This is a genomic window from Micromonospora sp. WMMD882, assembly GCF_027497255.1.
In the GTDB taxonomy this organism is placed as follows: domain Bacteria; phylum Actinomycetota; class Actinomycetes; order Mycobacteriales; family Micromonosporaceae; genus Micromonospora.
Genome location: NZ_CP114903.1, coordinates 4,719,205 through 4,742,608 on the forward strand (window position 1 = coordinate 4,719,205; position 23,404 = coordinate 4,742,608).

A 23,404-nucleotide genomic window follows, 5' to 3' on the forward strand; every position below is an offset into this window, starting at 1 on the left:
CGTACGCGGACGTCGGACGCTGCGCCACGTCGGGTGGCACCTGCCCGACCTGACAAGGCGGCATGTCTGCGGGCCCGGCGGCGCGCAACGACGAAGCGCGCGTCCTGACGATCGCTTCGCAGGAGGCGCCCGAGCCCCAGCCGGGTCGCCACCCTACGACGTGGCGGCCTCGTCACCGAGACCGCCACGTCTCCCCTGATCCGCCCACCGGAGGTACCACGCTCCTCGGCGGATCACGGAAATGATAACGGAATTCATGAGATTCTTCGGGGAGCGGGGTCAGGCGACGACGGCAACAGGTCCTGCCCCTGCGGACGCCGCCACCGTCTGGTCAGCAGGCCGTGGCGGGGGGCGAGCAGCCAGGCGGCGAGAAAGACGGCGGTCGCGACCAGGACGATGGTGCCGCCGACCGGTGTGTCGTAGCTCCAGGACAGGTACAGCCCGACGACCGCTGACGTGCCGCCGATCACCGGGGCGAGCAGCATCATCACCCCGAGGCGGTCGGTGAGTAGGCGGGCCGCCGCCGCGGGGGTGATCAGCAGGGCCAGGACGAGGATGTTGCCGATGGTCTGCAGGGAGATCACCACGGCCAGGGTGACCAGGACGTAGAGCACGATGTCGAGCCAGAAGACGGACAGCCCCATCGCGCGGGACATCTCCCGGTCGAGGCAGACGGCGACGAACTCCTTGTGCAGGGCGAGCACCAGACCGAGGATGACCAGACCGGTGCCGCCGACGACGTAGAGGTCCCGGTCGGGGATGCCGGTGATCGAGCCGAACAGGAACTGTTGCAGCGACCCGGCGTACCCGGGGGCCTGCGAGATGATCACGATGCCGAGGGCGAACGCGCCGACCAGGAAGACACCTATGATCGAGTCTTCCTTGATCCGCCGGTTCTGGGAGAAGACCGCGATCAGCAGGGCGGTGGCGACACCGGCGACGGCCCCACCGAGCACCAGGCTGCCCTGCAGCACGAAGGCGACCGCGATGCCCGGGAAGACCGCGTGGGCCACCGCGTCGCCGATGAAGGCCATCCCTCGGAGTACGACGTAGCAGCCGACGACGCCACAGACGATGCTGGACATCACCGCGATCGCCAACGCCTTGGGCAGGAACGCGAGGTCCGGGTTGAGCAGGTCGGTGAGGAAGTCGGTGATCGACATCAGGCTGCCCTCACGAGTTTCAGCAGGGGGGAGGTCGCGCTGACCCCGAAGGTCGTCGTCCACAGCTCGGGGTCCTGCAGGTCCGCCGGTCGCCCGTCCGCGACGATCCGGCCGTTGAGCAGGACCAGGCGCGTGCAGGAGTCGACCGCCGCGACCAGGTCGTGGGTGGTCATCAGGACCGCGCGGTCCTCCCGCGCCAGACTGGTGAACAGGTCGCCCAGCAGTTCCTGGGTGGGCATGTCCAGCCCGGTGAACGGCTCGTCGAGCAGCAGGATGCTCGGCGCGAGCGCGAGCGCCCGCGCGACCAGGACGCGTTGACGTTGTCCACCGGACAACTCACCGACCGGCCGGCGGCGCAGCCCGGTCAGCTGTACCCGGTCCATCGCCTCACCGACCGCCCGCCAGTCGCCGACGCCGGGCCGGCGGAGCAGGCCCATGCGACCGGTACGACCGGTCATCACGGCCTGCTCGACGGAGATCGGGAAGTCCCAGGTGAACTCGTGACGCTGCGGTACGTACCCGACTCCGGAACGGCCGGGGCGCGACGGCTGGCCCTCCACCGTCACCGTGCCGCCGCGGGTCCGGATCAGGGCAAGGATGGCGCGCAGCAGGGTGGTCTTCCCGGCGCCGTTGGGTCCGAGCAGCCCGACCAGCTCACCCCGGTCGAGATGCAGGCGGATGTCCCGCAGGACCGCCCGGCCACCGAGGTCCACGTCCAGCCCTTCGATGTCGAGTGCTCTCACCGCTGGTCCTCCGGCAGCGCTGCGGCGCGTTCCCGTTCGGCCCGCCGCTTCGCACCGCGTCCACGCACCAGCAGGAACACCAGTCCCCCGACCAGCAGGACGGCCACGCCTGCCAGCGCCGCGAGCAGCACCGCCGGTGACGTGTCGGCCGGTCCGGTGGCCCCGGCCACGTCCTCGTCGGCCGGCGCCGGCTCGGCCGCCGCGGGGATGTCCGCGGTGGCCGCGTACGCCTCGTCGGCGCTGGTGGCGTCGCCCACGGCGAAGCGCAGCGTACGGGTCGCCGAGACCGTCTCGCCGTTGACCAGGTCGGCCGACGCGCGTACGGCGACCAGGTAGACGCCGGGTGCGCTGAACACCCAGTTGGCGTGGGTGTGGGTGTTGACCGCGGCCCAGAAGGGCTGGGCCTTCGGGTCGGTGGATCGCCACAGCGGCTGCGGGGCGGTGAAGTTGCCCGCCTGGAGATAGGTCGTGAGGCTTCCGGGCCCGCGTACGCCGAGCAGGGTCAGGGTGACGCCGCGGTCGATGGTCTGCATCACCCGGGGGTCCTGGGTGTTCCAGCCGAGCCACACGATGTCGGGGTTCTGGACCTGCGGCACCACGTATACCCGCTTGCCGGCGTCGACGCCGAGGAAGGCGTACGCCTGGTCGTCCGGGACGGTCTGCAGTGCGGCGTCGGAAACCCGGAGCAGGACCTCGTCCGGGTTGCGCCACACCGGTCGCTCCTGGGTGCCGTCGTGGATCAGCACCGTCCATCGGTCGTCGACGTAGCGGGGGCCGATGTCGACGTGTCCGGTGGCGAGTTCCGTCCGGCCGGCGGCGAGTGGCTGGTCGGCGGCGATCGACTGGCCGAGGCCCGGTGTCGGTTCAGCGGCCCGCGCCGGAGCCGGGAGCGCCGACAGCACGAGCAGCGCGGCCAGTGCGAGCCGTGGGACGGTGGTACCGGGGCGCCGGCCGAACAGCGTCCGTCCGGTCGTCACTGTTTTCTCCATCAGTTGTCTCCGGTCAGGCAGTCGTGCAGGGAGTCGGCGTTGAACCGCATCATCTGCGTGTACGTGGTGACGTCCCGGTCGAAGGTGTCGCCGTAGATCGGGCAGACCCGCAGCCCCTGTTCACGGGCCACCTCGGTCAGGGTGGTGGACCGGGCGGCCAGGTTCGGTTCCAGGAAGACGGCGGGGATCCTCAGGTTGCGGATCGTCTCGGTGAGCCGGCGGCGATCGGCGAGACTCGGCTCGGTGGCGGGGTTCGGAGTGACGAAGCCGGAGATCTGGATTCCGTACGCCTGGCCCAGGTAGCCGAACGCGTCGTGGGTGCTGACCAGGTGACGCCGCGACGCCGGGATCCGGGCGACGGTCTCCCGGACGTAGGTGTCGACCTTCTCCAGTTCCCGGATGTAGGCGGAGGCGTTCGCACGGTAGACCGTCGCTCCCCGGGGGTCGACCCGGATCAGGGTGTCCCGGATCAGTTCCACGTAGGAGATGGCGTTGCGGACGTTCTGCCACAGGTGCGGGTCGATCTCGCCGTGCACGTGCTTGCCGAGGACCGCCTGCGGAAGCTGGTGGACCGGGGCGCCGGGCCGACCGAGGAACCGGAACCGGCGGTCGCCGGGCACCTCGCGCAGCGCCTTGTTCGGTACCTCGATGACGGTGGTGGTCGGGTCGTGCACCCGCTGACTGGCCTCGCCGCTGCCTTCCGGGTCGGCGAACAGGTAGAGCCGCCGCTCGTCGAGGTCGACGGTGACGTCGGCGTGCCCGGAGTCGAGTACGGTCGCTCCGGTCATGCCCGGCACCGAGCGCGGATCCACCCCGACGGCGAAGGTGAACGCCTGCTCGCCCAGCGGGACGGGCGCCGTGTCGGGGGTGACCGCCAACTGTGCCCGCATGGTCAGCCGGTAGACGCCCGGCTTGGTGAACGCCCAGCTCATGTGCGTGTGCGCGTCGGGTGGCAGCGTGGCGGTGTCGTCCCGGTACCCGTTGGCGGCGTCGAACCCGTCGCCCGAGTCGACGTAGAACGACGGGTTGCCGAACGACTCGGTCAGGTACGCGAACACCCGACCCGGCCCGTCCGCCGCGGTCGCGCTGAGCAGGACGTCCGAGGAGCGGTTCGCGCCCTGCGCCGCCCCGGTGCCGCGCACCCGCATGCCCAGCCAGATGGTGTCCAGCGACACGTCCTCGACCAGCGGGATGATCTCCGCGGCGTACTTCACCGCTCCCTCGGCCAGGGAGATGTTCGGTACGCCGTCGCGCAGGTTCGCGTCCAGCGCCTTGATGACGGCCTGCTCTTCCAGGAGCAGGTAGTTGCTGAACGCGACGTCGGCGTAGACCACGTCGCGGACGTCCCGCAGGGACGGCTCGTAGCTGTGCGGATCGGCGCCGTCCGGCACCAACGAACTCACCGCCACCCGACCACCACCGACGTTGCTCACCAGGTCCCGCAGGATTCCGGTGGTGGTGACGACCTGGACCCGCTCGTCGTTCGCGCTCAGTGCCACCTCCGAGCGGCAACCGGTGCCCAGCAGGACGATCAGCAGCGCCGGTACGAGCATCCGCCACCCCGTGCGCGACAGGTGGACCGTCACGCGGACACCCCGCCGGGCGGATCGGGCAGGACGGTGTGCCGGCGACGGGCGAACACCACAAGCAGGGCGCCGACCGCCACCAGGACGATGCCGGCCGCCGCGGCCGTCAGCACCCAACCGGCACCGGTACGCGGCAGGGGCCCGCCGCCACCCTGATCCGCACCGCCGTCCCCGGAGCCGGTGCCGGCCACCGAGCCGAAGCCGCTGTTCGGGTCGGTGCTGTCGCCGACGGCGATGGTGAGGGTCTTCGTGTCGGTGACCGACTTGCCGGCGGTGGTGGTGCCGCTCATCTGCACCGCGAGGCGGTAGAGGCCGGGCTTGGCGAACGCCCAGTTGCCGTGCGCGTGGGTGTTGAGCGGGATGCTCAGCTGCTGCGGGAACGGCTTGGCGGAGTCGAACAGCACGTCCGCCTTGCCGAACGAGCCGGTGAGGAACAGGGCGTACCGGCCGGGCCCGGTGACCCCCTTCAGCGTCCAGGTGACGTTGCCCTTGACGCCGGACACGACCGTCTCGTGCTGGGTGTTCCAGCCGGGCCAGACGATGCCCGCCTGCTGCGACTGCGGCAGCAGCCACACCGTGTCACCCTGTTCGCCGAGGAAGTCGGCGTCGGCCGGCACGGTGATCTTCGCGTTGTCCTTGACGTGCAGCACCACGTCGGCGGTCTCCCGCCAGACCGGAGGGCTGGTCCGGTCGTCCTTGATCCGGATCGTCCAGCTGTTTCCGGACAGTTGCGGGCCCATGTCGACGTGCCCGTCGGCGATCACCTGGCGGGCGCCGGTCGCGGGCGCTGCTGCCTTCGCGGGCGGCGCGGCGGCGGGCTTCGGCGCGGCTTCCGGCTTCGGTGCGGCGGGGGGTGGGGGTGCGGCCAGTTGCCGCGTTGCCGACTGCCCGCCGGGCCGCGCCGCCGGCTGGGGCAGGGCCGGCAGCGGAGCCTGTCCACCGGGGCTGATGGCCGGCACACGTACCCGGTACGTCGCGTCGGCGCTGACCTTCCGGCCCGAGCGCAGGGTGGCCGAGCCGGTCAGGGTGAGCCGGTAGTCGCCTGTTGCGTCGAAGGCCCAGACCACACCGCCGGTACGCGTGCCCACCGGTAGCTGCGCCGTCTGCGGCACGCCGGGGCGGCTGCCGAGTATCGGGCTCGCCCCGCCGATACCGGCCAGGGCGTAGGCGGTGAAGTGACCGGGCCCCTCGACCGAGCGCAGGGTGAGGGCCACCGTGTCGTCGGTGACGACACCCGGGCGTACCCCGGTGGTGTCCAAGGCCGGAAAGCCGGTGTCGCCGGCGGCCAGTGACCACACCGGCTGGCCCGGCGCGCCGAGGAAGGCGAAAACCTTCCCGGCCGGCACCCGGCCGGCCAGGCCGCCGTCCGGGCCGAGCACCACATCGGCTGGGTCGTGCCCCGGCGCGTCGCCGGCCACCTGCGCGGCATCCCGGATGCGCAGCGACATCGAGTCACCGCCGAGCGTCACCGCGACCAGGTCCGCGCCGGCCGCGGTGACCACGGAAGGTTCGGCCGCCGCCGGCGTCGCCCCGGCGGCCAGCGCCAGAACGGCCATGGCCAGGCCGGCGGCGCCGACACGCATACTTCTCGTCCTCATTGCTTGCTCCCCAGGCGAGGTGGCGTTAAGTCCTGCCGCGAGGTCCGGTCGTCGATCGTCGCGGAGTCGTTCGGGTCGGTCTGCCGGCTGGCCTCGGCGCGGCCCTCCTCCCGGGCGGCTGCCAGCGCCTGCGCGACCTGTCGGGCCCGTCGGCGGCGGGCGGCCACCAGTGCCCAGCCGACGAGGGCCAGCAGCGCCAGCAGGACCAGCTGCGGCCAGGGCACCGCCCAGACGGTGGTCTGCGCCGTGCCGCCCTGCGGCGGCGGGTCGAGAACCTGGTCACCCACGGTGGCAGGTGTGACGGCGGCGCTCGCGGTCAGCCGGAACAGCGGCGGGACGCCCGTCATGCGTACGGTGGTGATCAACTCGCCGCCGGGCAGGATCTCCGGTAGGGCCGCGGCGTCGATCGAGCGCCGACCGACGCCGAACGGGCCGGCCGCGGTGAGCGTGGGCTGCCCGGTGAGCCGGACGTTGCCGGTGTTGCGGATGGTGAAGGTCGCGGTCAGCGTGCCCCCGCCGAGGGGGTTCAGCGAGCCGGCGTGCCGTACCCGGAGATTCTTGACGGTGAGCGCGGGTCGCAGCTCACCGGTGACCCGCAGGTAGATGCGCGCGCCGACCCGGTGGTCCACGGCGACCTGGTTGCCCTGGGCGTCCGCCGTGGTGGCGGCGAGCGAGGCGACGATCCCTCCGGCGTGGTCCCCGGGTGTGGCGTTGGCCGGCACGGTGAGGGTGAACGGGACGTTCAACCGGGATGTCGACGGGATGGTCAGGGTCCGCTGGGTGAAGCGCACCCAGGCGCCGACGTCGGTGGGTCGCCGGTCACCGGCCAGCAGGTCGAACCCGCCCTGTGTGGTGGTGAACGCGTCGCTGGCGTAGAGGTTCAGGGTGAGCGGGCGTGCCGAGTGGTTGGTGACCGCGACGTAGTCGGTGAGGGTGGCGCCGGGGTCGAGCTTGTAGGCGAACGCCGGCCGACCGTTCGGACCCTTCGCGGTCGACGGTGCCACCCCCCAGGTCACGACGGACGGCGCAGAAGCTGCGGGAGACGCCGGTGTAGGTGGCGTCGGGGCCGCACCGAGCAGGGCGATGCCGATGGCGACGGCGGCGAGCAGGCGCATGGCGGAGACGGTTTCCGTTCCTCAGGGTGCGAGAGGTGAGGCGGGTGGGCGGGTCGCGGCAACGGCCCACCCACCCGCGACCGTCCAGCGGCCGGCTCGTCGCCGGTCGCCGGACGGGTCAGGCGATCAGATCGCGGTGAGGGTGAGGGTTGCGGTGTAGGTTCCCGCGGCCGTCTCGGTGGGCAGGCTCAGTCGCAGCCCTGCACCGAGCTGTGCGGTACCCCGACCGGCGCCGCCCGGCGCCGAACCCAGCACCGCGCTGTTGCCGAGGCCGCCGCCGGTTCCGACGACGTACGGCGCCACCTCCGGGCCCGGCACGACACCCTGCCCGGAACCCTGGGCCAGCACCCGGGGGCTCCAGCCGAGGTAGCCGGAGCTGAACGTCGCACCGCCCGGACCGGTGAAGTCGGCCGGGATCTGGCCGGACGCGCTCCAACCCGGTTGGCCGGCGCGGGTGTCGGTCACCGTGACCGGCCGGAGTTCACCGTTGCTCTCCCACCGGTCGCCACCTGCGTTGAGCTGTGCGGGCGGCAGCACCACGGCCCGGTCGTCCGGGTCGACGCTGATCACCAGAGCGCCCTGAGTCTCGTCGATCGACGCGGTGATCGTCTGTGAGGTGCCCGGCTCCTGCGGCGGGAATGCCACCCACAACGTCACCGGTTCGCTGCTCGCGACCACACTGTGGCCGTCGCCGTACAGCTTGGCCACGTATTCGCAGGCGTTGAGCTCCCGGGTCGCGGTGAAGGAGTAGCTCGCGCCGGCCTCACCCGGGACGATGGTCCAGTCGTCCGCACCGGGGCACCTGCTGAACCAGTGGTAGTGGTCCAGCTCGGTCTGTGGGGTCTGCACCGCGTTGAGCGTGACGGTGTCGTTGGGCTGGTACTCGTCGGCCATGCCACTGACCGACAGACTCACCTCCGGCCCGCCGCCGGACAGCTCGCCGACGACGAACGAGTAGTCGACCGGCCCGGTGCTGACCGTCGTGCCGTTGGTCAGCGTGGCGTCGGCCTGGAACTTCAGCGTGTAGTTGCCCAGCGCGCTGAACGCCCAGTTCGAGTGCGCGTGGGTGGGCACCGGCACGTCGATCGCGTCCGGCAACCCGTCGTCGGAGCGGAACTTGATGACCGGATTGGCGAACGAGTCCTGCGTGTACAGCGTGACGTTGCCCGGTCCCTGCACGTCGACCAGGCTAAGCCGCACCTTGTTGCCCTCGAAGACTCCCGTCTTCAGGGTGGTGGTGTTCCAGCCCGGCCAGAGCAGGTCCGGGTCCTGGGTCAGCGGCAGCAGCCAGACCTGGCTGCCCGCGGGCCCGAGGAAGGCGAACCGGGGATCGGCGGGAACGGCCATGGCCGCCTCCGGCAGCACCTGGAACGTCACGTCCGCCGGATCCCGCTTCACCGGGGAGCTGCCCGTGTCGTCATTGACCTTCAACGACAGCGCACCACCCTCGTAGTGCACGTCGACCGCGTCGGTGTGCCCCTTGGAGAGCACCACCTTCTCGGCCGCCGACGCGGCGGTGGGCGCCAGCAACGTGCCGGCGACCACCACCGCCCCGGCCATCAGGGCCGCGAAGCCGCGAGCCCTCCCTGTCACATTCATTCCTCCCCTTTCACCCCGCGCCTACGCGCGGTGGTATCTGTGGTGAGATCACCACGACGCCTTGCGTATCCCGGGGAGCTCGCCGCGTAGGGCCAGCTCGCGGAAGCGCACCCGGGACAGTCCGAACCGGGACAGCACCCCGCGCGGACGGCCGTCGATCTGGTCCCGTGACCGCAGCCGTACCGGGCTGGAGTCCGGTGGCAGCCGGCTGAGCCGGCGGGCCGTCTTGGCGCGTACGTCCGGGTCGGTGTCCGGATGGGCGACCACCCGCTTGAGTTCCGTCCGCGCCGGGGCGTGCCGGGCTACCAGTTTTTCGCGGCGGGCTTGCCGGTTGACCAGGCTTTTCTTGGCCATCAGCGGGCCTCGCGGAACTCGACGTGGCGGCGCGCGATCGGGTCGTACTTGCGCAGCGAGAGGCGGTCCGGGTCGTTGCGGCGGTTCTTGCGGGTGACGTAGGTGTAGCCGGTGCCTGCGGTGCTGCGCAGCCGCACGATCGGGCGGACGTCGGTCTGGCGGGCCATCAGAGCTTCACCCCTCGGGCGCGCAGCTCGGCGACGACCTTCTCGATGCCCTTGCGGTCCACGGTCTTGAGTGCCTTCGCGGTCAGGGTGAGGTTGACCCACCGTCGCTCGGACGGCAGCCAGTAACGGTGGTTCTGCAGGTTCGGGTTCCACCGGCGGCGGGTGCGCCGGTGGGAGTGGGACACGGCGTTGCCGAAGCTCGGCTTCGCGCCGGTGACGTCGCAGCGTCGGGACACGGTGCTCGCTCCTTGATGAGATCCATACGGTAACGAAAACGGTTTTCAGTCTTACATCAGCCGTTCGGTCACATCCCCACCGGGGTGTCGACGATCTCGACGGCGCAGTCGGCGCCGAGGCGGTAGCCAACACCGCGCAGCGTCGTCACCACGGGCACATCCGTGCCGATCTTGGCGCGCAGCCGCCGGACGTGGACGTCCACGCTGCGCGGCCCCGTGTAGGGATGCCCCCAGACCTGGTCCAGCAGTTGCCGTCGGGTGAAGACCTGGCGTGGATGTTCGGCCAGGCAGAGCAGCAGGTCGTACTCCCGACGGGTCAGGACGACCTCGGCCTGGCCGCGGTAGACCGCCCGTGCTCGAGGATCGATCCGCAGGTGAAGGCCCGTCGCTCGCGCCGACGGTGACACCGGTCCCGGGTCGCCGCGCAGAAAGGCCAGTAGGGCAGCGAGTCGATCGACGTCCTCATCGCAGCCGCCCGGGCCGAGCTTGAGGTGGACCGTGACGGTGAGAACCTCACCGGCCTTCCACGCCTGTGCCGCACCCACCCGCGCATCCCTGTTCGCTTCGACGGCTCGCATGCGCTTAGAATGACAATCGTTTCCAGTTAAGTCGAGAGGAAGCCGATGTCGTCGTCACCACAGGCCCCGACCCACACCGGGACACACCGACACCGACGGAGCGCAACCCGCACGAAGCCCGGAATCCACCCCGAGTACCGGCCCGTCGTCTACCGCGACAAGGGCGCCGACCTCGCCTTCCTCACCCGCTCCACCGCCACCAGCGACCAGACCGTCGAATGGACCGACGGCAACACCTACCCCGTCATCGACGTCCAGATCTCCTCCGCCAGCCACCCCTTCTGGACCGGCAAGCAACGCCTGCTCGACACCGCCGGCCGGGTCGAGAAGTTCCGCCAGAAGCACGCCCGCCGCGGACCCCAGAGCGGATGAGCACCGGGACCCCGGTCGACTGGGCCGCGCTGGCGCCACAGCTGGTCGACGCCGCCCAGGACCGGTTGCGGCCCACCGGCCTGTTACCTGCCGTCGACCTCGACGCCTGGGACTGCCTCCTCGACCCGGCCGACGAGGCATGGCCCGGTCACCGCGCCGACCTGTTCCGGCTCTCCGCCCGTAGCGTGCGCCTCGGCGTACGCCCCTGAGATGACCGCCCCTCTCGTTCCGGACGCGCAGCTGCGGGTCGTCGGTCTGACGCCCACCGCGCAGCGCCGTGCCGTCCTGGCGCTGCTGGTCGGAAGATCCCGCCCGCTCACCGCTCAGGAGGTGCACACCGAGCTCACCAGGACCGTGCGGCACATCGGCCTGACCACCGTCTACCGCGCGTTGCACAGCCTCGCCGACGCCGGCCTCCTGCACAGCTTCGACCTCGACGGTCAGCGCGCCTACCGGCACTGCGGCACCGCACCGCACCAGCACCTCATCTGCACCTGCTGCGAGACGGTGACCGAGTGCCCGCCCGAGATCGTGACGAGCTGGCTCACCGAGCTGCATCAGCACACCGGCTTCACCCCGCACCCCGACCGGCTCGACCTCCGGGGCGTCTGCGCGACCTGCGCCGGCACATGACGGCGGCGTCGCGGATCGGGTCGAGGTAGGGCGGATCGCTGTCCCTGCCCGGCGGAGGTCAGCGGGAGCGCGCCGTGTGGACGCCGAAGATCTCCAGGGTGCGGTCTCACCTTCTACCTGCCACGACACCGTCATGCGTCGCGGAACCCGTCACCCCGCGTGGAGTACGCTCGCCGCACGCTCGTTACGACGGCTCCTGTGGCTCGACGCTGAGGTGCGGCGTCGCGACGGTGATCCGGATCGCGGTGGTCAGGGTCAGGCCGTCACCGGGCCGGCGGGCTGGTCCGAGCGCGCGAGCGGCGTCGGTGGTCGCGGCCTGCAGCCGGTCGGTCGGGATGTGCCGCAGCAGGGCGCGTCCGCCGTGGGACCACATCCACTCCATCCAGTGGTCCACGTCCCGGAAGTGGCTGTCCACCCGGTGCTCGGTGATCGTGGTGACGGTGAGGCCGGCGGCCGCCATGGTCGCGGTGATCGCGCCGTCGTCGGCGAACGGGTCGGCCGCCGGCGCCGGTCGGGGCCGGTCGGCCGGCAGATGCCCGGCGAGGGCGTCCAGGGCGGCGACGAACGCCGGGTCCTGGGCGGCGAAGGTGCTGACCGCCAGCCGGCCCGCCGGTCGGAGCAGCCGCGCGTACGCCCGAAGGGCCTGCCCGGGGTCGGATAGCAGGAAGACGACCAGCCCGGCCAGGACCGCGTCGAAGCTGCCGGCCGGGAATTCCGGCTGCTGGGCGTCGCCCATCCGCACGTCTACGTGGGTCAGCCCGGCGCGGCTGACGTCCTCGGCGGTGAGTGCCACCATGGCCGGCGCCAGGTCGATGCCGGTGACCTGACCGGCCGGCCCGGTCGCCCGCGCCGCGGGGAACAGGACCGCTCCCCGGCCGCAGCCGACGTCCAGGACCCGCTCTCCCGGGCGGATGCCGGCACGACGGACCAGTTCAACGCCGAAGGGCCCGAAGAAGGACACCCCGGTGCGGTCATAACTCGTCGCGGCCTGTTCGAACACATCGACGGTCCCGTTCGACCGCTCACCGCTGCTCATCGTCACTACTCCCGTCCTCGTGTCGCACCCGGCTTCCCGTCTGTCGGCACGCGTCGTCGCCAGCGCGGCGGTCACACTGGCTGTTCCGGATGAGGTCGACCACCGCGTCGACGTGCTGGCGTTCCTCGACTGGCCCGACCAGCATGCCGCGCCGGCCGGTCGGGTCGGAACCGGTGAGCAGGAGCAGGGTGGGTGCGCGGTGGCAGGCGCCGAGGCACTCCGTCCGGACCAGGACACCACCGTGGCTGGCCCGGACCGCCTGCCCGAGAACCTCGGCCAGATCCGCCGGCTCGTCGGGCACCTGCGGAAAGGCGCGGTGGCGTAGCGCGCGGCAGCGGTGGCCGTCGCAGTAGGCGACGGTCACGCGGGCACCACGTGGTGAGGGCCGGCTCATCGGCGGAACGCCATCAGGGCATGGCCGGCGTACTGGTACGGGACCGTCGCATCGGTGAACCCGGCAGGCCGGGCCGCCTCGCCGTGCCAGTCCGTCGACGCGACGCACTCCGCCGAGCAGAGGCCACTGAGCGTCGCCGTGCGTTCGGTCAGCAGCGGTGCCATCGTCGGTTCCCCGGCCAGGGCGGTCCACCACGTGGTCCACGGGTCGGTGTCGCCGCTCCATGGCTTCGCCGCGAAGGGCGCGTCGGGCATGGCGTCGGCGACCAGGAGCAGCCCGGTCGGGGCGAGCAGGTTTCGGGCCTCGGGGTACCAGTCGCGGACCCGCTCCGCAGGACCGCCTCGGCGGTGGTGCCCGGCCCGCCGCCGGTGTCGAGCACCCGCTCAGGGGCGCGTCCCTGGGCCTGTTCGGCGGCGGTGAGACCGGCAGCGAGGCGGTCGTCGCGGCCGGGTTGGTGGTGGCGCATCATGGTCTCCCAGTCGCGCCGCCACCGGACCACATCATCGGCTCCCAGGGTGGTCGCCGTCGTCATACCGGGACCGGATCGGTGTGATCATGGTCGTGCAGGTCACCCAGGTCCCATTCGGGGAACGGGTCGGGCAGGACCCGCCAGGCGTCCTCCCCCGCGGCGGTCTCCGCGTCGGTGAGCAGACACGCCGCCAGGGCGGCCCGCAGGCCGTCGCCGTCGAGGTGGACGCCGATGAGGACGAGTTCCTGCTGCCGGTCACCGAAGACGGGATGCCAGCGGGACTCCAACTCGGCCCGCTCGTCGGGATCCTCCGGCCACTCCCCGGAGGCCGTCACCGGCACGCCGACCGGGTCGCACCGCCCGGACGGCCCGGCCTGCGACCACAGCGCCTGGACGTCCGGGCGGCTGGCCAGCCACAGGAACCCCTTCGACCGGACGACCCCGAAGGCGTCCAGACCGGCGGTCAACAGGTTCCACAGTCGCTGCGGGTGGAACGGGCGGTGGTCGCGGAACACGATGCTGGAGATGCCGTACTCCTCGGTTTCCGGCACGTGCCCGCCGTTGAGCTCCGCCACCCAGCCGGGCGCGGTCTCCGCCCGCTCCAGGTCGAACCGGCCGGTGTGCAGGATCTCCGCCGGCGGCACCCGCCCGTGGACGGCGCGGATCTGCCGGGCGGCCGGGTTCAGCCGGGCCAGCAGCGCCTCGACCACCGCCAGGTCCTCCGGCGCGATCAGGTCCGTCTTGTTGACCACCAGCACGTCGGCGAACTCGATCTGGTCCACCAGCAGATCCGCGATTCCGCGGTCGTCGCCCTCGTACGCGGCCAGCCCGCGCGCCTCGAGGGTCTCCCCTGCCTCGATCATGGCCGTCAGGCCCGCCGCGTCGACGACCGTGACGGTGGTGTCCAGCCGGGCCAGGTCGTCGAGGACCTGGCCGTCCTCGACGCCGAAGGCGAAGGTGGCGGCGACCGGCATCGGCTCGGAGATACCGCTGGACTCGATCAGCAGGTAGTCGAAGCGGCCCTGCCGGGCCAGCCGGGCCACCTCGTCGAGCAGGTCGTCGCGGAGGGTGCAGCAGATGCAGCCGTTGGTCAACTCGACCAGCCGCTCCTCGGTCCGTGACAACGCGCCGCCGTCGCGCACCAGGGCGGCGTCGATGTTGACCTCGCTCATGTCGTTGACGATCACCGCCACCCGCAGCCCGTCCCGGTTCGCGAGGACGTGGTTGAGCAGGCTCGTCTTCCCCGCGCCGAGGAACCCGGACAGCACGGTCACCGGTAGCCGGTCCGTCACGGCTGGTCCACCACCGGACGACCCTTGTACAGGCCGCAGTGGGCACAGGCCCGGTGTGGCACCACCATCTCCTTGCGCGGACACGGGCACGGGGTCAACTGCGGCACGCTGGCCTTCCACTGCGCCCGCCGGTGCCGGGTGTTCGACCGCGACATCTTCCGCTTCGGTACGGCCACGAGATCTCCTACGTCGAGAGGGTGGCGTCCAGCATATCGGAACTGATTTTCGTTTTCCTGTTCGCCCCGTGGCGGGCTCTGCCCTCACCTCCCGGCGGCCAGACCGCAGCCGATCGCCGTGCCGGTACCAGGCCGGTACCGGCACGGCGATCAGCGTGGCTCAGGGGCGTACTCCTGCCGCGCCGGTCACCTCGCGCAGAGCGCGGCGTCGACGAGGGCGGCCCGGTCGGCGGCGACAGAGCCGTCCACGACCGACCCGTTGAGCGAGGTGACCACCAGGGTCGCCGCGCGACCGTCGTCGGTGGCGCCGTCGACGGTCGAGTAGCCGGGGATGTCACCGCCGTGGCCCCACGCCACCCCGCCGCAACTCAACGGGGTACGGAAGAGACCCAGCCCGTACCGCACGTCCGACTGCGGATGCACGGCGACGGTGGTCCGCAGCTCGGCCAGTTGCGCGGGTTCGAGCAGCCTGCCAGCCAGCAGGGCCCGCAGGAACGTGTGGAGATCGGCCGGGGTGGAGACCAGTTGGCCGGCGGCCCAACCCCAGCTCGGGTCCATCCGGGTGAAGTCGAGCAGTTCACCGGTGGCTTCGTCGAGCTGGTAACCCTGGGGATGCCGGCCGCGGATGCCTTCCTCACCGACCCCGGGCGCGTAGGTGTCGCGCAGGCCGATCCGCTCGATGACCCGGGTGGTGACCAGCTCGTTGAACGGCCGGCCGGTGACCCGTTCGGCGATCAGGCCGGCAAGCAGGTAGTTGGTGTTGCTGTAGGCCCAGTCGCCGGCCGGCCCGCCCGCCCTGGCATTGGCCATGTCGAGCAGGCCCCGGGGCTCGAAGTAGGCCGAAGCGCCAGCGGCGTCCCTGCGCGGCATCGGCGTACCTTCCGGCAGAGACGATAGCGACGCGGGGCCGACTCCGACGCGCTGCGGCCCGGAAAACAGCCTGCTGTACCAGTCTCCGGGCATCCCTCAGGGCCGGCCCTGTCCCGGTGCGCGGTCGCCGGGTCCGGCAGGTTGCCGATCATGGTCTGGCGCGCGGCTCTCGTCGGCGGGCGGCGCTGTCCCGGCCAACTGGGCGTGGCAGACGGACAGCAGTTGCCGCAGCCTGGTCAGCCGGGCGATGTGCCCGTCGACGACCGCCAACCGGCGGCGGAACATCTCACTCGCCTGGGGCAGCCGGATGCGGTCGGGCACGGTGTGTTCGGGCAGCGTGTCGCCGTCGAGCAGATGAAGGTGGTCGCTGAGCGTGGCGATGTCGTCGACGGTCAGGCCGAGCGACAGCAACTCACGGATGATCTTCACCCGGGCCACGTCGGCAGTGCGGTAGGTCCGCTGCCCGGCGCGGGTGCGTACCGGTGGTGGCAGCAGTCCTCGCTGTTCGTAGAAGCGCAACGCCCGCGGTGTGGTTCCCGCTGCCGCCGCGGCGTCACCGATACGCACCGTGCCTCCCGGCTGTCAGAGCTCCACCAGGACGGCGCCGACATGCCGCCCCTCGACGGCCTCCTGGAACGCGTGAGCGGCCCGGTCGATTCCACGGACGCGGGTATGCGGAAACCGGATGCTGCCGGTGGACAGCCAGGCGCCGAACCGCTGCGTCCACTCGGCGAGCGCGTCGGGATGGTCGGCGGCGTTGAACCCGCGCATGCTGATCCGCTTGAGCACGATGGGCACGAGGTCCAGTTCCAGCGTCGCGGTCGTGCCGGCGCCCTCGGCGGCGAGTTGCGCCGACAGCGCGCCGACCAGGACGATGCGGGCGTGGGGCCGAGCGGCCTGCACCGCCGCCTGGAGTTGTTCGCCGCCGACGGTGTCGAGCGCCACGTCGACGCCGTCCGGAGCGGCGTCGGCGAGCTGCCCGGTGATCGGTTCCGCTCCGCGTACGACGACCGCGTCATAGCCGAGTTCCGTGGTCAGGAACCGGGCCTTCGCCGGTGAGCCGGTGGTGCCGACGACCCTGGCCGCGCCGAGACGACGGGCGATCTGGCCGGCGAGGGAACCGACGGCGCCGGCGGCCCCGGTGATCAGCACCGTGTCGCCGGGCCGGACGGCGGCGGCGCGGGTCAGCGCCGCGTGAGCGGTCCAGCCCTGCGACAGGTGGGCCAGCGGATCCGGCAGCGAGTCGCCGAGCCGACGGCACCTGTCGACCGGGAGGACCGCGTACTCGCGCCAGCCGAGGTCGTGCCCGACCAGCTCGCCCGGACGCAGGCCGCTGGCGGCGGGGGCGGCGACGACCTCGCCGATCGCGGGGCCGGGCAGCGGATCGCCGGGTCGCGGGCCGGGCAGTCCCGCCGCGGCCGCGCCGATGAGGGTCCGGAGCAGGGCCGCGGTGACCAGGAAGGCACGGTTGCGGACCAGGACCTCGCCGGACGCGCGGGGAGGCGCCGGGACCTCGACGACGGTGAAGTCCTCCGGGCGAGGCAGGCCGTCCGGAGTCGTGAGCAACTGGACCTGACGATGGACGGAAGGCAGTGGACGCACCTGACGCTCCTTGTTCGGGTCGGTGGAGCGCGACCGTAAACCCTGACCCATGCGTCAGACGCAAGACCGAACGAGTTCCTGCCCGCCAGCCTTCTTCCGCCCATCGCCGACGACCTGACCGTCTCCATCGGCGCGGCCGGACAGGCCGTCAGCGTCACGGCTCTCGCCGCAGCCCTGTCAGCGCTGTTCATCGCGGTGGTCCTACCCAAGGCCGACCGGCGACGCGTGATGATCAACCTCACACTGCTGGCCGTGCTCCCCAATGTGGCCGTCGCGGTGAGTGGCCACTTCAGCGGCCTAAGCCACATCCGGCCCGCCGCGGAGAGCCTGTCCCGAATCGACGGCGGTGTCTTCGCCGTGTTGCTTCACCGGTGGACCATCCACCCGCCTGTTCACCGCCGCCGCACTGTGAAGTCTTGGATGCGGCGGTAGCCCCACAACGGTCCTGAGTTGGGGCGCCCGGACCCAACCGGACCGCCTCGAGCAGATCGGCGGGCTCATCGTGACGGTCGGCAATGTCGCCATCGCCGTGCCCGCCAGGCCGGGCCCCCGAACAGCGGCCACTTACGGGCGTCATCGGGGGGCACTCCGGCCACCGGTCAGGGGCGTTGGTGGAAGTCCGTGCCGACAGGGGGTAGCCCACGCCACCGACGCCAGAACCGCCCCGTTCGGCGTCGTCCGACCTAATCGGTGGTGGCGAAGCGTTCGACGTTGTCGATGGCGCCGACGACGAGGATGAGGTCACCGTAGGCGAGGACGGTGTCTCCGGTGGCGTGGGTGAAGGTACGGGGTGTGCCGCCGGGCAGGGCTGCCTGGGGTTTGACGGCGACGACGGTGACGCCCCATCTGCTGCGGACGCGGGACTCCCGCAGTGGTACGCCGACGATGTCGCGGGGTGGGGTGGTCTTGATGACGGCGAAGTCGGCGTCGACCTCGACGTAGTCGAGGATGCGGCCGGAGAGCAGGTGGGCGACGCGTTCACCCATGTCGTGTTCGGGCGCGACGACGTGGTGGGCGCCGACGCGGGTGAGGATGTTGCTGTGCTGGGAGCTGATGGCTTTGGCCCAGATGTCGGGAACGCCGAGTTCGGCCAGCAGGCTGGTGGTGAGGATGCTGGCCTGGATGTCGGTGCCGATGGCCACCACGGCGCGGTGGAACTCGGCGACGCCGAGTTGCCGCAGGGCCTCGATGTCCGTGGAGTCGGCGGTGATGACGTGCGGCAACTGCCCGGAAAGGGCCTGGACGACCTTCGGGCGGTGGTCGACGCCGAGGACCTCCGTGCCCCGGTTGACCAGTTCCAGGGCCAGGGCGGTGCCGAAGCGGCCCAGCCCGATCACGACGACGGGTTCGGTGCGTGCCTCAGCCAACGATCGTCCTTTCCTCGGGTAGTTCGAAACGGCGGTTGCGGTCGCGCAGCGCCAACGCCGAGGCCAGGGTCAGCGGACCGACCCGGCCGGCGAACATCAGCGCGACCAGCAGCAGGTCGGCCGCGGGTGGCAGGGTGGCGGTGATACCGGTGGACAGGCCGACGGTGGCGAACGCGGACACCGCCTCGAACAGCACGACGTCGAGCCGGTGCGGGGTGATGGCCAGCAGCGCGAAGGTGGCGGTGACCACGGCGCCGACGCCGAGCAGCGCGACCGCGAGGGCCTGGCGCTGGTTGCTGGCGGGAATGCGCCGCCGGCCGACGTTGACGTGGATCTCGCCGCGCATCTCCGACCAGAGCACGAAGGCGAGCAGCCCGAACGTGGTGACCTTGATGCCGCCGGCGGTGCCGGCACTGCCGCCGCCGATGAACATCAGCACGTCGCTGGCGAGCAGGCTCTCCGGCCGCATCCCGCCGATGTCCACGCTGTTGAATCCGGCGGTGCGGGTCATGGTGGAGGCGAAGAACCCGGCCTGTAGTTTCTCCCAGCCGCCGAGCGGGCCGAGGGTACGCGGGTTGGAGAACTCGGCGAGGGTCAGCACGGCGGTGCCGACCACGAGCAGCGCGCCGGTCAGGGCGAGGGTGATGCGGGTCAGCACCGACCACAGCGCCGGGCGACGCCAGCATCTGAGCAGTTCGAACACGACCGGGAAGCCCAGCCCGCCCAGGATGACCGCGGCGGCGATCGGCAGGCAGATCCACGGGTCGGTCACGTAGCCGACGAGGCTGTCGGCGTTGGTGGAGAAACCCGCGTTGTTGAACGCCGACACTGCGTGGAACACCCCGTCGTACACCGCCTCACCGAACGGTTCGTCGTACGCGGTGGCGAACCGGGCGGTCAGCGTCACCGCGACCACCGTTTCGCTGGCGAGGCTGAACAGCACGATCCGGCGGACCACCGCGCGCACGTCGGTGAGATCGAGACTCTTCGTCTCGGCCTGGGCCAGGAACCGGGCCCGCAGGCCGAGCCGGCGGGACAGCAGCACGGTGAACAACGTCGCCAGGGTCATGATCCCCAGCCCGCCGGCCTGGATGAGCAGCAGGATCACCGCCTGGCCGAAGCCGGACCAGTAGCTGCCGGTGTCGACGGTGACCAGCCCGGTGACACAGACGGCCGACGTCGCGGTGAACAGCGCGTCCACCAGCTCGGCCCGCTCGCCGGAGCGGGTCGCCACGGGCAGCGACAACAGAACGGTGCCGACCGCCACCGCCGTGCCGAAGCCGACAGCGATCACCTGTGCGGGATGCCGCAGCCGGCTGCTCCGCCGCTGCCACGCCGGTGCTCGGCCGATCACGCGCGCGACCCGCTGCTGCGACGGCTGACTGCGGTACGTGGCCGCAGCGCAGCGGTCGGGCGGATCAGCATCATGGACCGCATGCTCTCACGGCAGCGCCGCAATCGAAGCGGGACCGTCGGCGGCCTGCGGCGATCCTGAGCTGGCGTCGTCTCACGTAGCGGCTGCCGGCCGTCGCGAGGCGCAGGGATACCTCGTCGTCGAGGACGGGCTCACCGTCGGAGATCGCCTGCGGTGGCAGCTGTCTATTGGCCTCGCGGATGGTCGTCGTCGTTCTGTTGCGGCGGGGTGTGGGGTGGGCGGCGCAGGGGTGTCCGGTTCAGCAGTCCCGCGCCGGCGGCGACGGCGAGGAAGATCGCTGCGACGGCGAGGACGACCAGGGCTGCGTACGTGAGGGTGTCCATGCTGAGTTCTGCCGTTTCATGGCTGGTAGCGGTAGCCCATGCCGGGTTCGGTGATGAGGTGGCGGGGGCGGGTGGGATCGGGTTCGAGTTTGCGGCGTAGTTGGGCCATGTACTGGCGCAGGTAGCCGGTCTCGGTCTCGTACCCCGGGCCCCAGACGTCGTGGAGCAGTTGGCGCTGGCTGATCAGCTTGCCGGGGTTGCGCAGCAGCGCTTCGAGGACGCTCCACTGGGTGGGGGTCAGTTTGATCGCGGTGCCGTCGTCGTGGGTGATGGTGTGGGCGGCGAGGTCGACGGTGTGCCGGCCGAGTCTCGCGGCCGGGCTGGTCGGGTCGGCGCCGGTCGTATGGCGGCGGGTGACGGCGCGGATGCGGGCGAGGAGTTCGTTGACGCCGAAGGGTTTGGTGACGTAGTCGTCGGCGCCGGCGTCGAGGGCGGTGACCTTGTCCTGGCTGCCGGCTCGGCCGGAAAGCACGATGATCGGCACGGTGGTCCAGCCGCGCAGGCCGCGGATGACGTCGACGCCGTCGAGGTCGGGCAGTCCGAGGTCGAGCACGACCAGGTCGGGTGGGTGGCTGGCGGCGGCCTTGAGCGCGGTGGCGCCGGTGGCGGCGACGTCGATGTCGTAGCCGCGGGTGCGTAGGTTGATGCGCAGGGCGCGCAGGATCTGGGGTTCGTCGTCGACGACGAGGATCCGGGTCATTACTGCGGGCCCTCCGTCTCTGGGGTCGGTGTGCCGGCGGGCAGTCGCAGGACCATGGTCAGTCCTCCACCGGGGGTGGTCTCCGGGGTGATGCTGCCACCCATGGCCTCGGCGAGTCCGCGGGACAGGGCGAGGCCGAGGCCGACGCCGGTGCTGTTGTCGCGGTCACCGAGGCGCTGGAACGGCAGGAAGACGTGGTCCCACTGGTCTTCGGGGATGCCGGGGCCGGTGTCGATGACGCGGAGTTCGACCTGACCGGAGTGGGCGCTGGCGGTGATGGTGGGTGGTTGTCCGGGTGGGCTGTGGCGCAGGGCGTTGGCGACGAGGTTGACCAGGACCCGTTCCAGCAGGCCCGGGTCGGCGGTGGCGGCGGACAGGTCGGCGGGGATGTCGGTGGTGACGTCGGCGGCCTCGGGGCCGAGTTCGTCCAGCGCTCGGGGCACGGCGTCCTCGAGGCCGATCGCGGTGGCGTTGATGCCCAGTGCGCCGGCTTGCAGGCGGCTCATGTCGAGCAGGTTCGCCACCAGCCGGCCGAGCCGGTCGAGGGACTCGTCGGCGGTGGCCAGCAACTCCGCCTGATCGTCCGGGTCGAAGTCGACGTCGTGGCTGCGCAGGCTCGACACCGCGGCCTTCGCCGAGGCGAGGGGGGTGCGCAGGTCGTGGCTGACGGCGGCGAGCAGCGCGGTGCGCATCCGGTCGGCCTCGGCCAGGGGCCGGGCGGTGGCGGCCTCTTCGGTGAGGCGTTCCTGCCGGAGCGCGACGGCGGCCTGCGCGGCGAACGCCTCGACGATACGCCGGTCGGCGGCCTCCAGCCGGCGACCGCAGAGCACGACGGTGAGCCGGTCGTCGACGGGCACCGAGGTTTCGCCCGCGCTCGGGCTGCCCGCCGGCGCGTCGCCGACGCTGGCGACAACCCGCCAGGCGGCGTCCTCACCGGCGCGGCCCGGACGCTTCTCCGCATCGGCTGCGAGTTCCAGGACGCTGACCGCCCGCAGGGCGAAGGTCTCCCGGAGGCGGTCGAGCAGCGCCGGCAGGGGGCGCTGCCCGCGTAGCACGCCGCCGGCGACGGTGGCGAGGGTCTGCGCGTCGGCGGAGGCCCGGGCCGCTTCCCTGGTACGCCGCGCGGCGACGTCGACCACCCCGCTGACCGCGACGGCGACACCGACGAACACCCCGAGGGCGAGCAGGTTGTCCTTCTCAGCGATGGTCAGCGTGTGATAGGGCGGAGTGAAGAACCAGTTGAGCAGCAGGGAGCCACCGAGCGCGGCGACCAGCGCCGGCCAGAGGCCCCCGACCAGCGCCACCCCGACCACTGCGGCGAGAAAGATCAGGATGTCGTTGGTGAGGGTGAGATCGGGTAGGGCCTTGAGGGCTGCGGTCAGGGCGGGCAGCCCCAGCCCGGCGAGGGCGAATCCGAGCAGCCGGCGCCGCCGGGACAGGGCGGCGGGCCCCGCGGCAGTCTGCCGGCCCCGGCCGGCCTCAGGGTGGGTGACCAGGTGTACGTCGATGGGGCCGGACAGCGCGGTCGTGGTGACGCCGACGCCCCGGGAGAACAGTTGCGCGAACCGGCCGCGGCGGCTGGCGCCGAGGACGAGCTGGGTGGCGTTGACGCCGCGGGCGAAGTCGAGCAGCGCGGCCGGCACGTCGGTGCCGAGGACGTGGTGGTATGTCCCGCCGAGGCTCTCCGCGAGGACCCGTTGCCGGGCGAGTTGGGCGGGGTCGGCGCCAGCGAGGCCGTCGCTGCGGGCCACGTGGACGGCGAGCAGGTCGGCGCCCTTGCCACGGGCGGCGATCCGGGCGGCCCGCCGGATCAGTGTCTCTCCCTCCGGCCCGCCGGTGAGCGCGACGACGACTCGTTCGCGGGCCTCCCAGGTGGCGGAGATGCCCTGCTGGGACCGGTAGGCGTCCAGTTGCGCGTCGACCTTGTCGGCGAGCCAGAGCAGGGCCAGTTCGCGCAGGGCGGTGAGGTTGCCGAGCCGGAAGTAGTTGCCGAGCGCCGCGTCGATCCTGTCGGGGCGGTAGATGTTGCCGTGCGCCATCCGCCGGCGCAGCGCCTCGGGGGTCATGTCGACCAGTTCGACCTGCTCGGCGGCGCGGACAACCGCATCGGGAACCGTTTCCCGTTGGGTGGTGCCGGTGATCTGCGCGACGACGTCGTTGAGCGACTCCAGGTGCTGGATGTTGACCGTGGTCAGGACGGTGATCCCGGCGTCGAGGAGCTCCTGGATGTCCTGCCAGCGTTTGTCGTGGCGGGAGCCGGGCACGTTGGTGTGGGCGAGTTCGTCGACGACGGCGACCTCGGGCCGGCGGGCCAGCACCGCGTCGAGGTCCATCTCGGTGAACTCGGCATCCCGGTAGTGGAGCGTCCGGCGGGGCACGATCTCCAGGTCGCCGATCATCGCGGCGGTGTGTGGGCGTCCGTGGGTCTCGGCCAGGCCGACGACGACGTCGGTGCCGCGTTCGGCGCGGCGCTGCGCCTCCTCGAGCATGGCGTAGGTCTTGCCGACGCCGGGTGCGGCACCGAGATAGATGCGTAGTTCCCCTCGTGGCACGGCAGGAGTCCTCTCCCCAGCGGATCAACAGGCGGGCCGACCGGCGCCGGGTCCG

Annotated in this window: 27 protein-coding genes; 3 read left to right on the forward strand and 24 right to left on the reverse strand. The window is 71.8% G+C overall.

The genetic code is table 11. The features are described 5' to 3' along the window. Positions 1-254: 254 nt before the first annotated feature. The 11 genes from O7606_RS20025 to O7606_RS20075 form a co-directional block, all read right to left on the reverse strand. Positions 255-1,163, reverse strand: a complete 909-nt coding sequence (locus O7606_RS20025) for an anchored repeat-type ABC transporter permease subunit (protein ID WP_281595557.1) — start codon at positions 1,161-1,163, stop codon at positions 255-257. Then, positions 1,163-1,906 (reverse strand): anchored repeat-type ABC transporter ATP-binding subunit, encoded by a 744-nt coding sequence (locus tag O7606_RS20030; RefSeq protein ID WP_281595558.1) that lies wholly within the window; start codon positions 1,904-1,906, stop codon positions 1,163-1,165. Before O7606_RS20030 ends, O7606_RS20025 begins: the two co-directional genes overlap by 1 nt. Beyond that, positions 1,903-2,895, reverse strand: a complete 993-nt coding sequence (locus O7606_RS20035) for a choice-of-anchor M domain-containing protein (RefSeq protein ID WP_281595559.1) — start codon at positions 2,893-2,895, stop codon at positions 1,903-1,905. Before O7606_RS20035 ends, O7606_RS20030 begins: the two co-directional genes overlap by 4 nt. Further along, positions 2,895-4,448, reverse strand: a complete 1,554-nt coding sequence (locus tag O7606_RS20040; protein ID WP_281595560.1) for an anchored repeat ABC transporter, substrate-binding protein — start codon at positions 4,446-4,448, stop codon at positions 2,895-2,897. Before O7606_RS20040 ends, O7606_RS20035 begins: the two co-directional genes overlap by 1 nt. A gap of 29 nt (positions 4,449-4,477) precedes the next feature. After that, the gene (locus O7606_RS20045; RefSeq protein WP_281595561.1) at positions 4,478-6,064 is read right to left on the reverse strand and encodes a TIGR03773 family transporter-associated surface protein; all 1,587 of its coding nucleotides are present in this window, start codon (positions 6,062-6,064) and stop codon (positions 4,478-4,480) included. Between the two features lie 11 nt (positions 6,065-6,075). Further along, on the reverse strand, positions 6,076-7,194 hold the full coding sequence (locus tag O7606_RS20050; protein ID WP_281595562.1) for a DUF916 domain-containing protein: 1,119 nt from the start codon (positions 7,192-7,194) through the stop codon (positions 6,076-6,078). A 126-nt stretch (positions 7,195-7,320) separates the two neighbouring features. Continuing rightward, a complete protein-coding gene (locus tag O7606_RS20055) occupies positions 7,321-8,793 on the reverse strand; it encodes a choice-of-anchor M domain-containing protein (protein WP_281595563.1) in 1,473 nt (490 codons plus the stop codon). A gap of 48 nt (positions 8,794-8,841) precedes the next feature. Beyond that, positions 8,842-9,147 carry a 30S ribosomal protein S14 gene (gene rpsN, locus O7606_RS20060; RefSeq protein ID WP_281595540.1) on the reverse strand — a complete coding sequence of 102 codons (306 nt, stop codon included), beginning with the start codon at positions 9,145-9,147 and terminating at the stop codon, positions 8,842-8,844. Next, positions 9,147-9,314 (reverse strand): 50S ribosomal protein L33, encoded by a 168-nt coding sequence (rpmG, locus tag O7606_RS20065; RefSeq protein ID WP_281595564.1) that lies wholly within the window; start codon positions 9,312-9,314, stop codon positions 9,147-9,149. The genes rpsN and rpmG overlap by 1 nt, the downstream gene beginning before the upstream one ends. Then, positions 9,314-9,550 carry a 50S ribosomal protein L28 gene (gene rpmB / locus O7606_RS20070; protein ID WP_281595565.1) on the reverse strand — a complete coding sequence of 79 codons (237 nt, stop codon included), beginning with the start codon at positions 9,548-9,550 and terminating at the stop codon, positions 9,314-9,316. Before rpmB ends, rpmG begins: the two co-directional genes overlap by 1 nt. Positions 9,551-9,618: 68 nt before the next feature. Next, complete coding sequence (locus tag O7606_RS20075) at positions 9,619-10,128, reverse strand: winged helix-turn-helix domain-containing protein (RefSeq protein ID WP_281595566.1); 510 nt, start codon at positions 10,126-10,128, stop codon at positions 9,619-9,621. 123 nt (positions 10,129-10,251) lie between these two features. Here O7606_RS20075 and O7606_RS20080 point away from each other — a divergent pair, with 123 nt between their 5' ends. From O7606_RS20080 to O7606_RS20090, 3 genes are read left to right on the forward strand one after another with little or no spacing between them, the layout of a single operon-like run. Further along, positions 10,252-10,500 carry a type B 50S ribosomal protein L31 gene (locus tag O7606_RS20080; protein WP_281599770.1) on the forward strand — a complete coding sequence of 83 codons (249 nt, stop codon included), beginning with the start codon at positions 10,252-10,254 and terminating at the stop codon, positions 10,498-10,500. Next, a complete protein-coding gene (locus O7606_RS20085) occupies positions 10,497-10,709 on the forward strand; it encodes a hypothetical protein (protein ID WP_281595567.1) in 213 nt (70 codons plus the stop codon). The genes O7606_RS20080 and O7606_RS20085 overlap by 4 nt, the downstream gene beginning before the upstream one ends. 1 nt (position 10,710) lies before the next feature. Then, on the forward strand, positions 10,711-11,133 hold the full coding sequence (locus O7606_RS20090) for a transcriptional repressor (RefSeq protein WP_281595568.1): 423 nt from the start codon (positions 10,711-10,713) through the stop codon (positions 11,131-11,133). 184 nt (positions 11,134-11,317) lie between these two features. Here the strand turns inward: O7606_RS20090 and O7606_RS20095 are convergent, their stop codons facing one another. From O7606_RS20095 to O7606_RS20155, 13 genes are all read right to left on the reverse strand, one after another. Beyond that, complete coding sequence (locus tag O7606_RS20095) at positions 11,318-12,169, reverse strand: methyltransferase domain-containing protein (protein ID WP_281595569.1); 852 nt, start codon at positions 12,167-12,169, stop codon at positions 11,318-11,320. After that, positions 12,156-12,533 (reverse strand): hypothetical protein, encoded by a 378-nt coding sequence (locus O7606_RS20100; RefSeq protein ID WP_281595570.1) that lies wholly within the window; start codon positions 12,531-12,533, stop codon positions 12,156-12,158. Before O7606_RS20100 ends, O7606_RS20095 begins: the two co-directional genes overlap by 14 nt. A gap of 26 nt (positions 12,534-12,559) precedes the next feature. Continuing rightward, a complete protein-coding gene (locus tag O7606_RS20105; protein WP_281595571.1) occupies positions 12,560-12,727 on the reverse strand; it encodes a hypothetical protein in 168 nt (55 codons plus the stop codon). Between the two features lie 364 nt (positions 12,728-13,091). Continuing rightward, entirely contained in the window at positions 13,092-14,324 is a 1,233-nt protein-coding gene (locus tag O7606_RS20110; protein WP_281595572.1) for a GTP-binding protein, read from the reverse strand. Further along, positions 14,321-14,500, reverse strand: a complete 180-nt coding sequence (gene rpmF, locus O7606_RS20115; RefSeq protein ID WP_281595573.1) for a 50S ribosomal protein L32 — start codon at positions 14,498-14,500, stop codon at positions 14,321-14,323. The genes O7606_RS20110 and rpmF overlap by 4 nt, the downstream gene beginning before the upstream one ends. 186 nt (positions 14,501-14,686) lie before the next feature. After that, positions 14,687-15,370: a serine hydrolase domain-containing protein gene (locus tag O7606_RS20120; protein ID WP_281595574.1), complete on the reverse strand. Its 684-nt coding sequence runs from the start codon at positions 15,368-15,370 to the stop codon at positions 14,687-14,689. Between the two features lie 96 nt (positions 15,371-15,466). After that, complete coding sequence (locus O7606_RS20125) at positions 15,467-15,937, reverse strand: MerR family transcriptional regulator (RefSeq protein ID WP_281595575.1); 471 nt, start codon at positions 15,935-15,937, stop codon at positions 15,467-15,469. 15 nt (positions 15,938-15,952) lie between these two features. After that, on the reverse strand, positions 15,953-16,972 hold the full coding sequence (locus O7606_RS20130) for an NADP-dependent oxidoreductase (RefSeq protein WP_281595576.1): 1,020 nt from the start codon (positions 16,970-16,972) through the stop codon (positions 15,953-15,955). 683 nt (positions 16,973-17,655) lie between these two features. Beyond that, a complete protein-coding gene (locus tag O7606_RS20135) occupies positions 17,656-18,339 on the reverse strand; it encodes a TrkA family potassium uptake protein (RefSeq protein WP_281595577.1) in 684 nt (227 codons plus the stop codon). Next, positions 18,332-19,630, reverse strand: coding sequence for a potassium transporter TrkG (locus tag O7606_RS20140; protein WP_281599772.1), 1,299 nt, complete (start codon positions 19,628-19,630; stop codon positions 18,332-18,334). Before O7606_RS20140 ends, O7606_RS20135 begins: the two co-directional genes overlap by 8 nt. Before the next feature lie 308 nt (positions 19,631-19,938). Next, positions 19,939-20,097 carry a hypothetical protein gene (locus O7606_RS20145; protein WP_281595578.1) on the reverse strand — a complete coding sequence of 53 codons (159 nt, stop codon included), beginning with the start codon at positions 20,095-20,097 and terminating at the stop codon, positions 19,939-19,941. 16 nt (positions 20,098-20,113) lie between these two features. Continuing rightward, positions 20,114-20,797 carry a response regulator gene (locus O7606_RS20150; RefSeq protein ID WP_281595579.1) on the reverse strand — a complete coding sequence of 228 codons (684 nt, stop codon included), beginning with the start codon at positions 20,795-20,797 and terminating at the stop codon, positions 20,114-20,116. Then, on the reverse strand, positions 20,797-23,349 hold the full coding sequence (locus O7606_RS20155) for a DUF4118 domain-containing protein (RefSeq protein ID WP_281595580.1): 2,553 nt from the start codon (positions 23,347-23,349) through the stop codon (positions 20,797-20,799). The genes O7606_RS20150 and O7606_RS20155 overlap by 1 nt, the downstream gene beginning before the upstream one ends. Positions 23,350-23,404 lie beyond the last annotated feature (55 nt).

What these genes read in the sequence shown, in the direction of transcription:
- O7606_RS20025 (WP_281595557.1), bottom strand. Translation starts at nt 1,163, where the DNA reads ATGTCGATCACCGACTTCCTCACCGACCTGCTCAACCCGGACCTCGCG.
- O7606_RS20035 (WP_281595559.1), bottom strand. Translation starts at nt 2,895, where the DNA reads ATGGAGAAAACAGTGACGACCGGACGGACGCTGTTCGGCCGGCGCCCC.
- O7606_RS20040 (WP_281595560.1), bottom strand. Translation starts at nt 4,448, where the DNA reads ATGCTCGTACCGGCGCTGCTGATCGTCCTGCTGGGCACCGGTTGCCGC.
- O7606_RS20045 (WP_281595561.1), bottom strand. Translation starts at nt 6,064, where the DNA reads ATGCGTGTCGGCGCCGCCGGCCTGGCCATGGCCGTTCTGGCGCTGGCC.
- O7606_RS20050 (WP_281595562.1), bottom strand. Translation starts at nt 7,194, where the DNA reads ATGCGCCTGCTCGCCGCCGTCGCCATCGGCATCGCCCTGCTCGGTGCG.
- O7606_RS20055 (WP_281595563.1), bottom strand. Translation starts at nt 8,793, where the DNA reads ATGAATGTGACAGGGAGGGCTCGCGGCTTCGCGGCCCTGATGGCCGGG.
- rpsN (WP_281595540.1), bottom strand. Translation starts at nt 9,147, where the DNA reads ATGGCCAAGAAAAGCCTGGTCAACCGGCAAGCCCGCCGCGAAAAACTG.
- rpmG (WP_281595564.1), bottom strand. Translation starts at nt 9,314, where the DNA reads ATGGCCCGCCAGACCGACGTCCGCCCGATCGTGCGGCTGCGCAGCACC.
- O7606_RS20075 (WP_281595566.1), bottom strand. Translation starts at nt 10,128, where the DNA reads ATGCGAGCCGTCGAAGCGAACAGGGATGCGCGGGTGGGTGCGGCACAG.
- O7606_RS20085 (WP_281595567.1), top strand. Translation starts at nt 10,497, where the DNA reads ATGAGCACCGGGACCCCGGTCGACTGGGCCGCGCTGGCGCCACAGCTG.
- O7606_RS20090 (WP_281595568.1), top strand. Translation starts at nt 10,711, where the DNA reads ATGACCGCCCCTCTCGTTCCGGACGCGCAGCTGCGGGTCGTCGGTCTG.
- O7606_RS20095 (WP_281595569.1), bottom strand. Translation starts at nt 12,169, where the DNA reads ATGAGCAGCGGTGAGCGGTCGAACGGGACCGTCGATGTGTTCGAACAG.
- O7606_RS20105 (WP_281595571.1), bottom strand. Translation starts at nt 12,727, where the DNA reads ATGGCACCGCTGCTGACCGAACGCACGGCGACGCTCAGTGGCCTCTGC.
- O7606_RS20120 (WP_281595574.1), bottom strand. Translation starts at nt 15,370, where the DNA reads ATGCCGCGCAGGGACGCCGCTGGCGCTTCGGCCTACTTCGAGCCCCGG.
- O7606_RS20145 (WP_281595578.1), bottom strand. Translation starts at nt 20,097, where the DNA reads ATGGACACCCTCACGTACGCAGCCCTGGTCGTCCTCGCCGTCGCAGCG.
- O7606_RS20150 (WP_281595579.1), bottom strand. Translation starts at nt 20,797, where the DNA reads ATGACCCGGATCCTCGTCGTCGACGACGAACCCCAGATCCTGCGCGCC.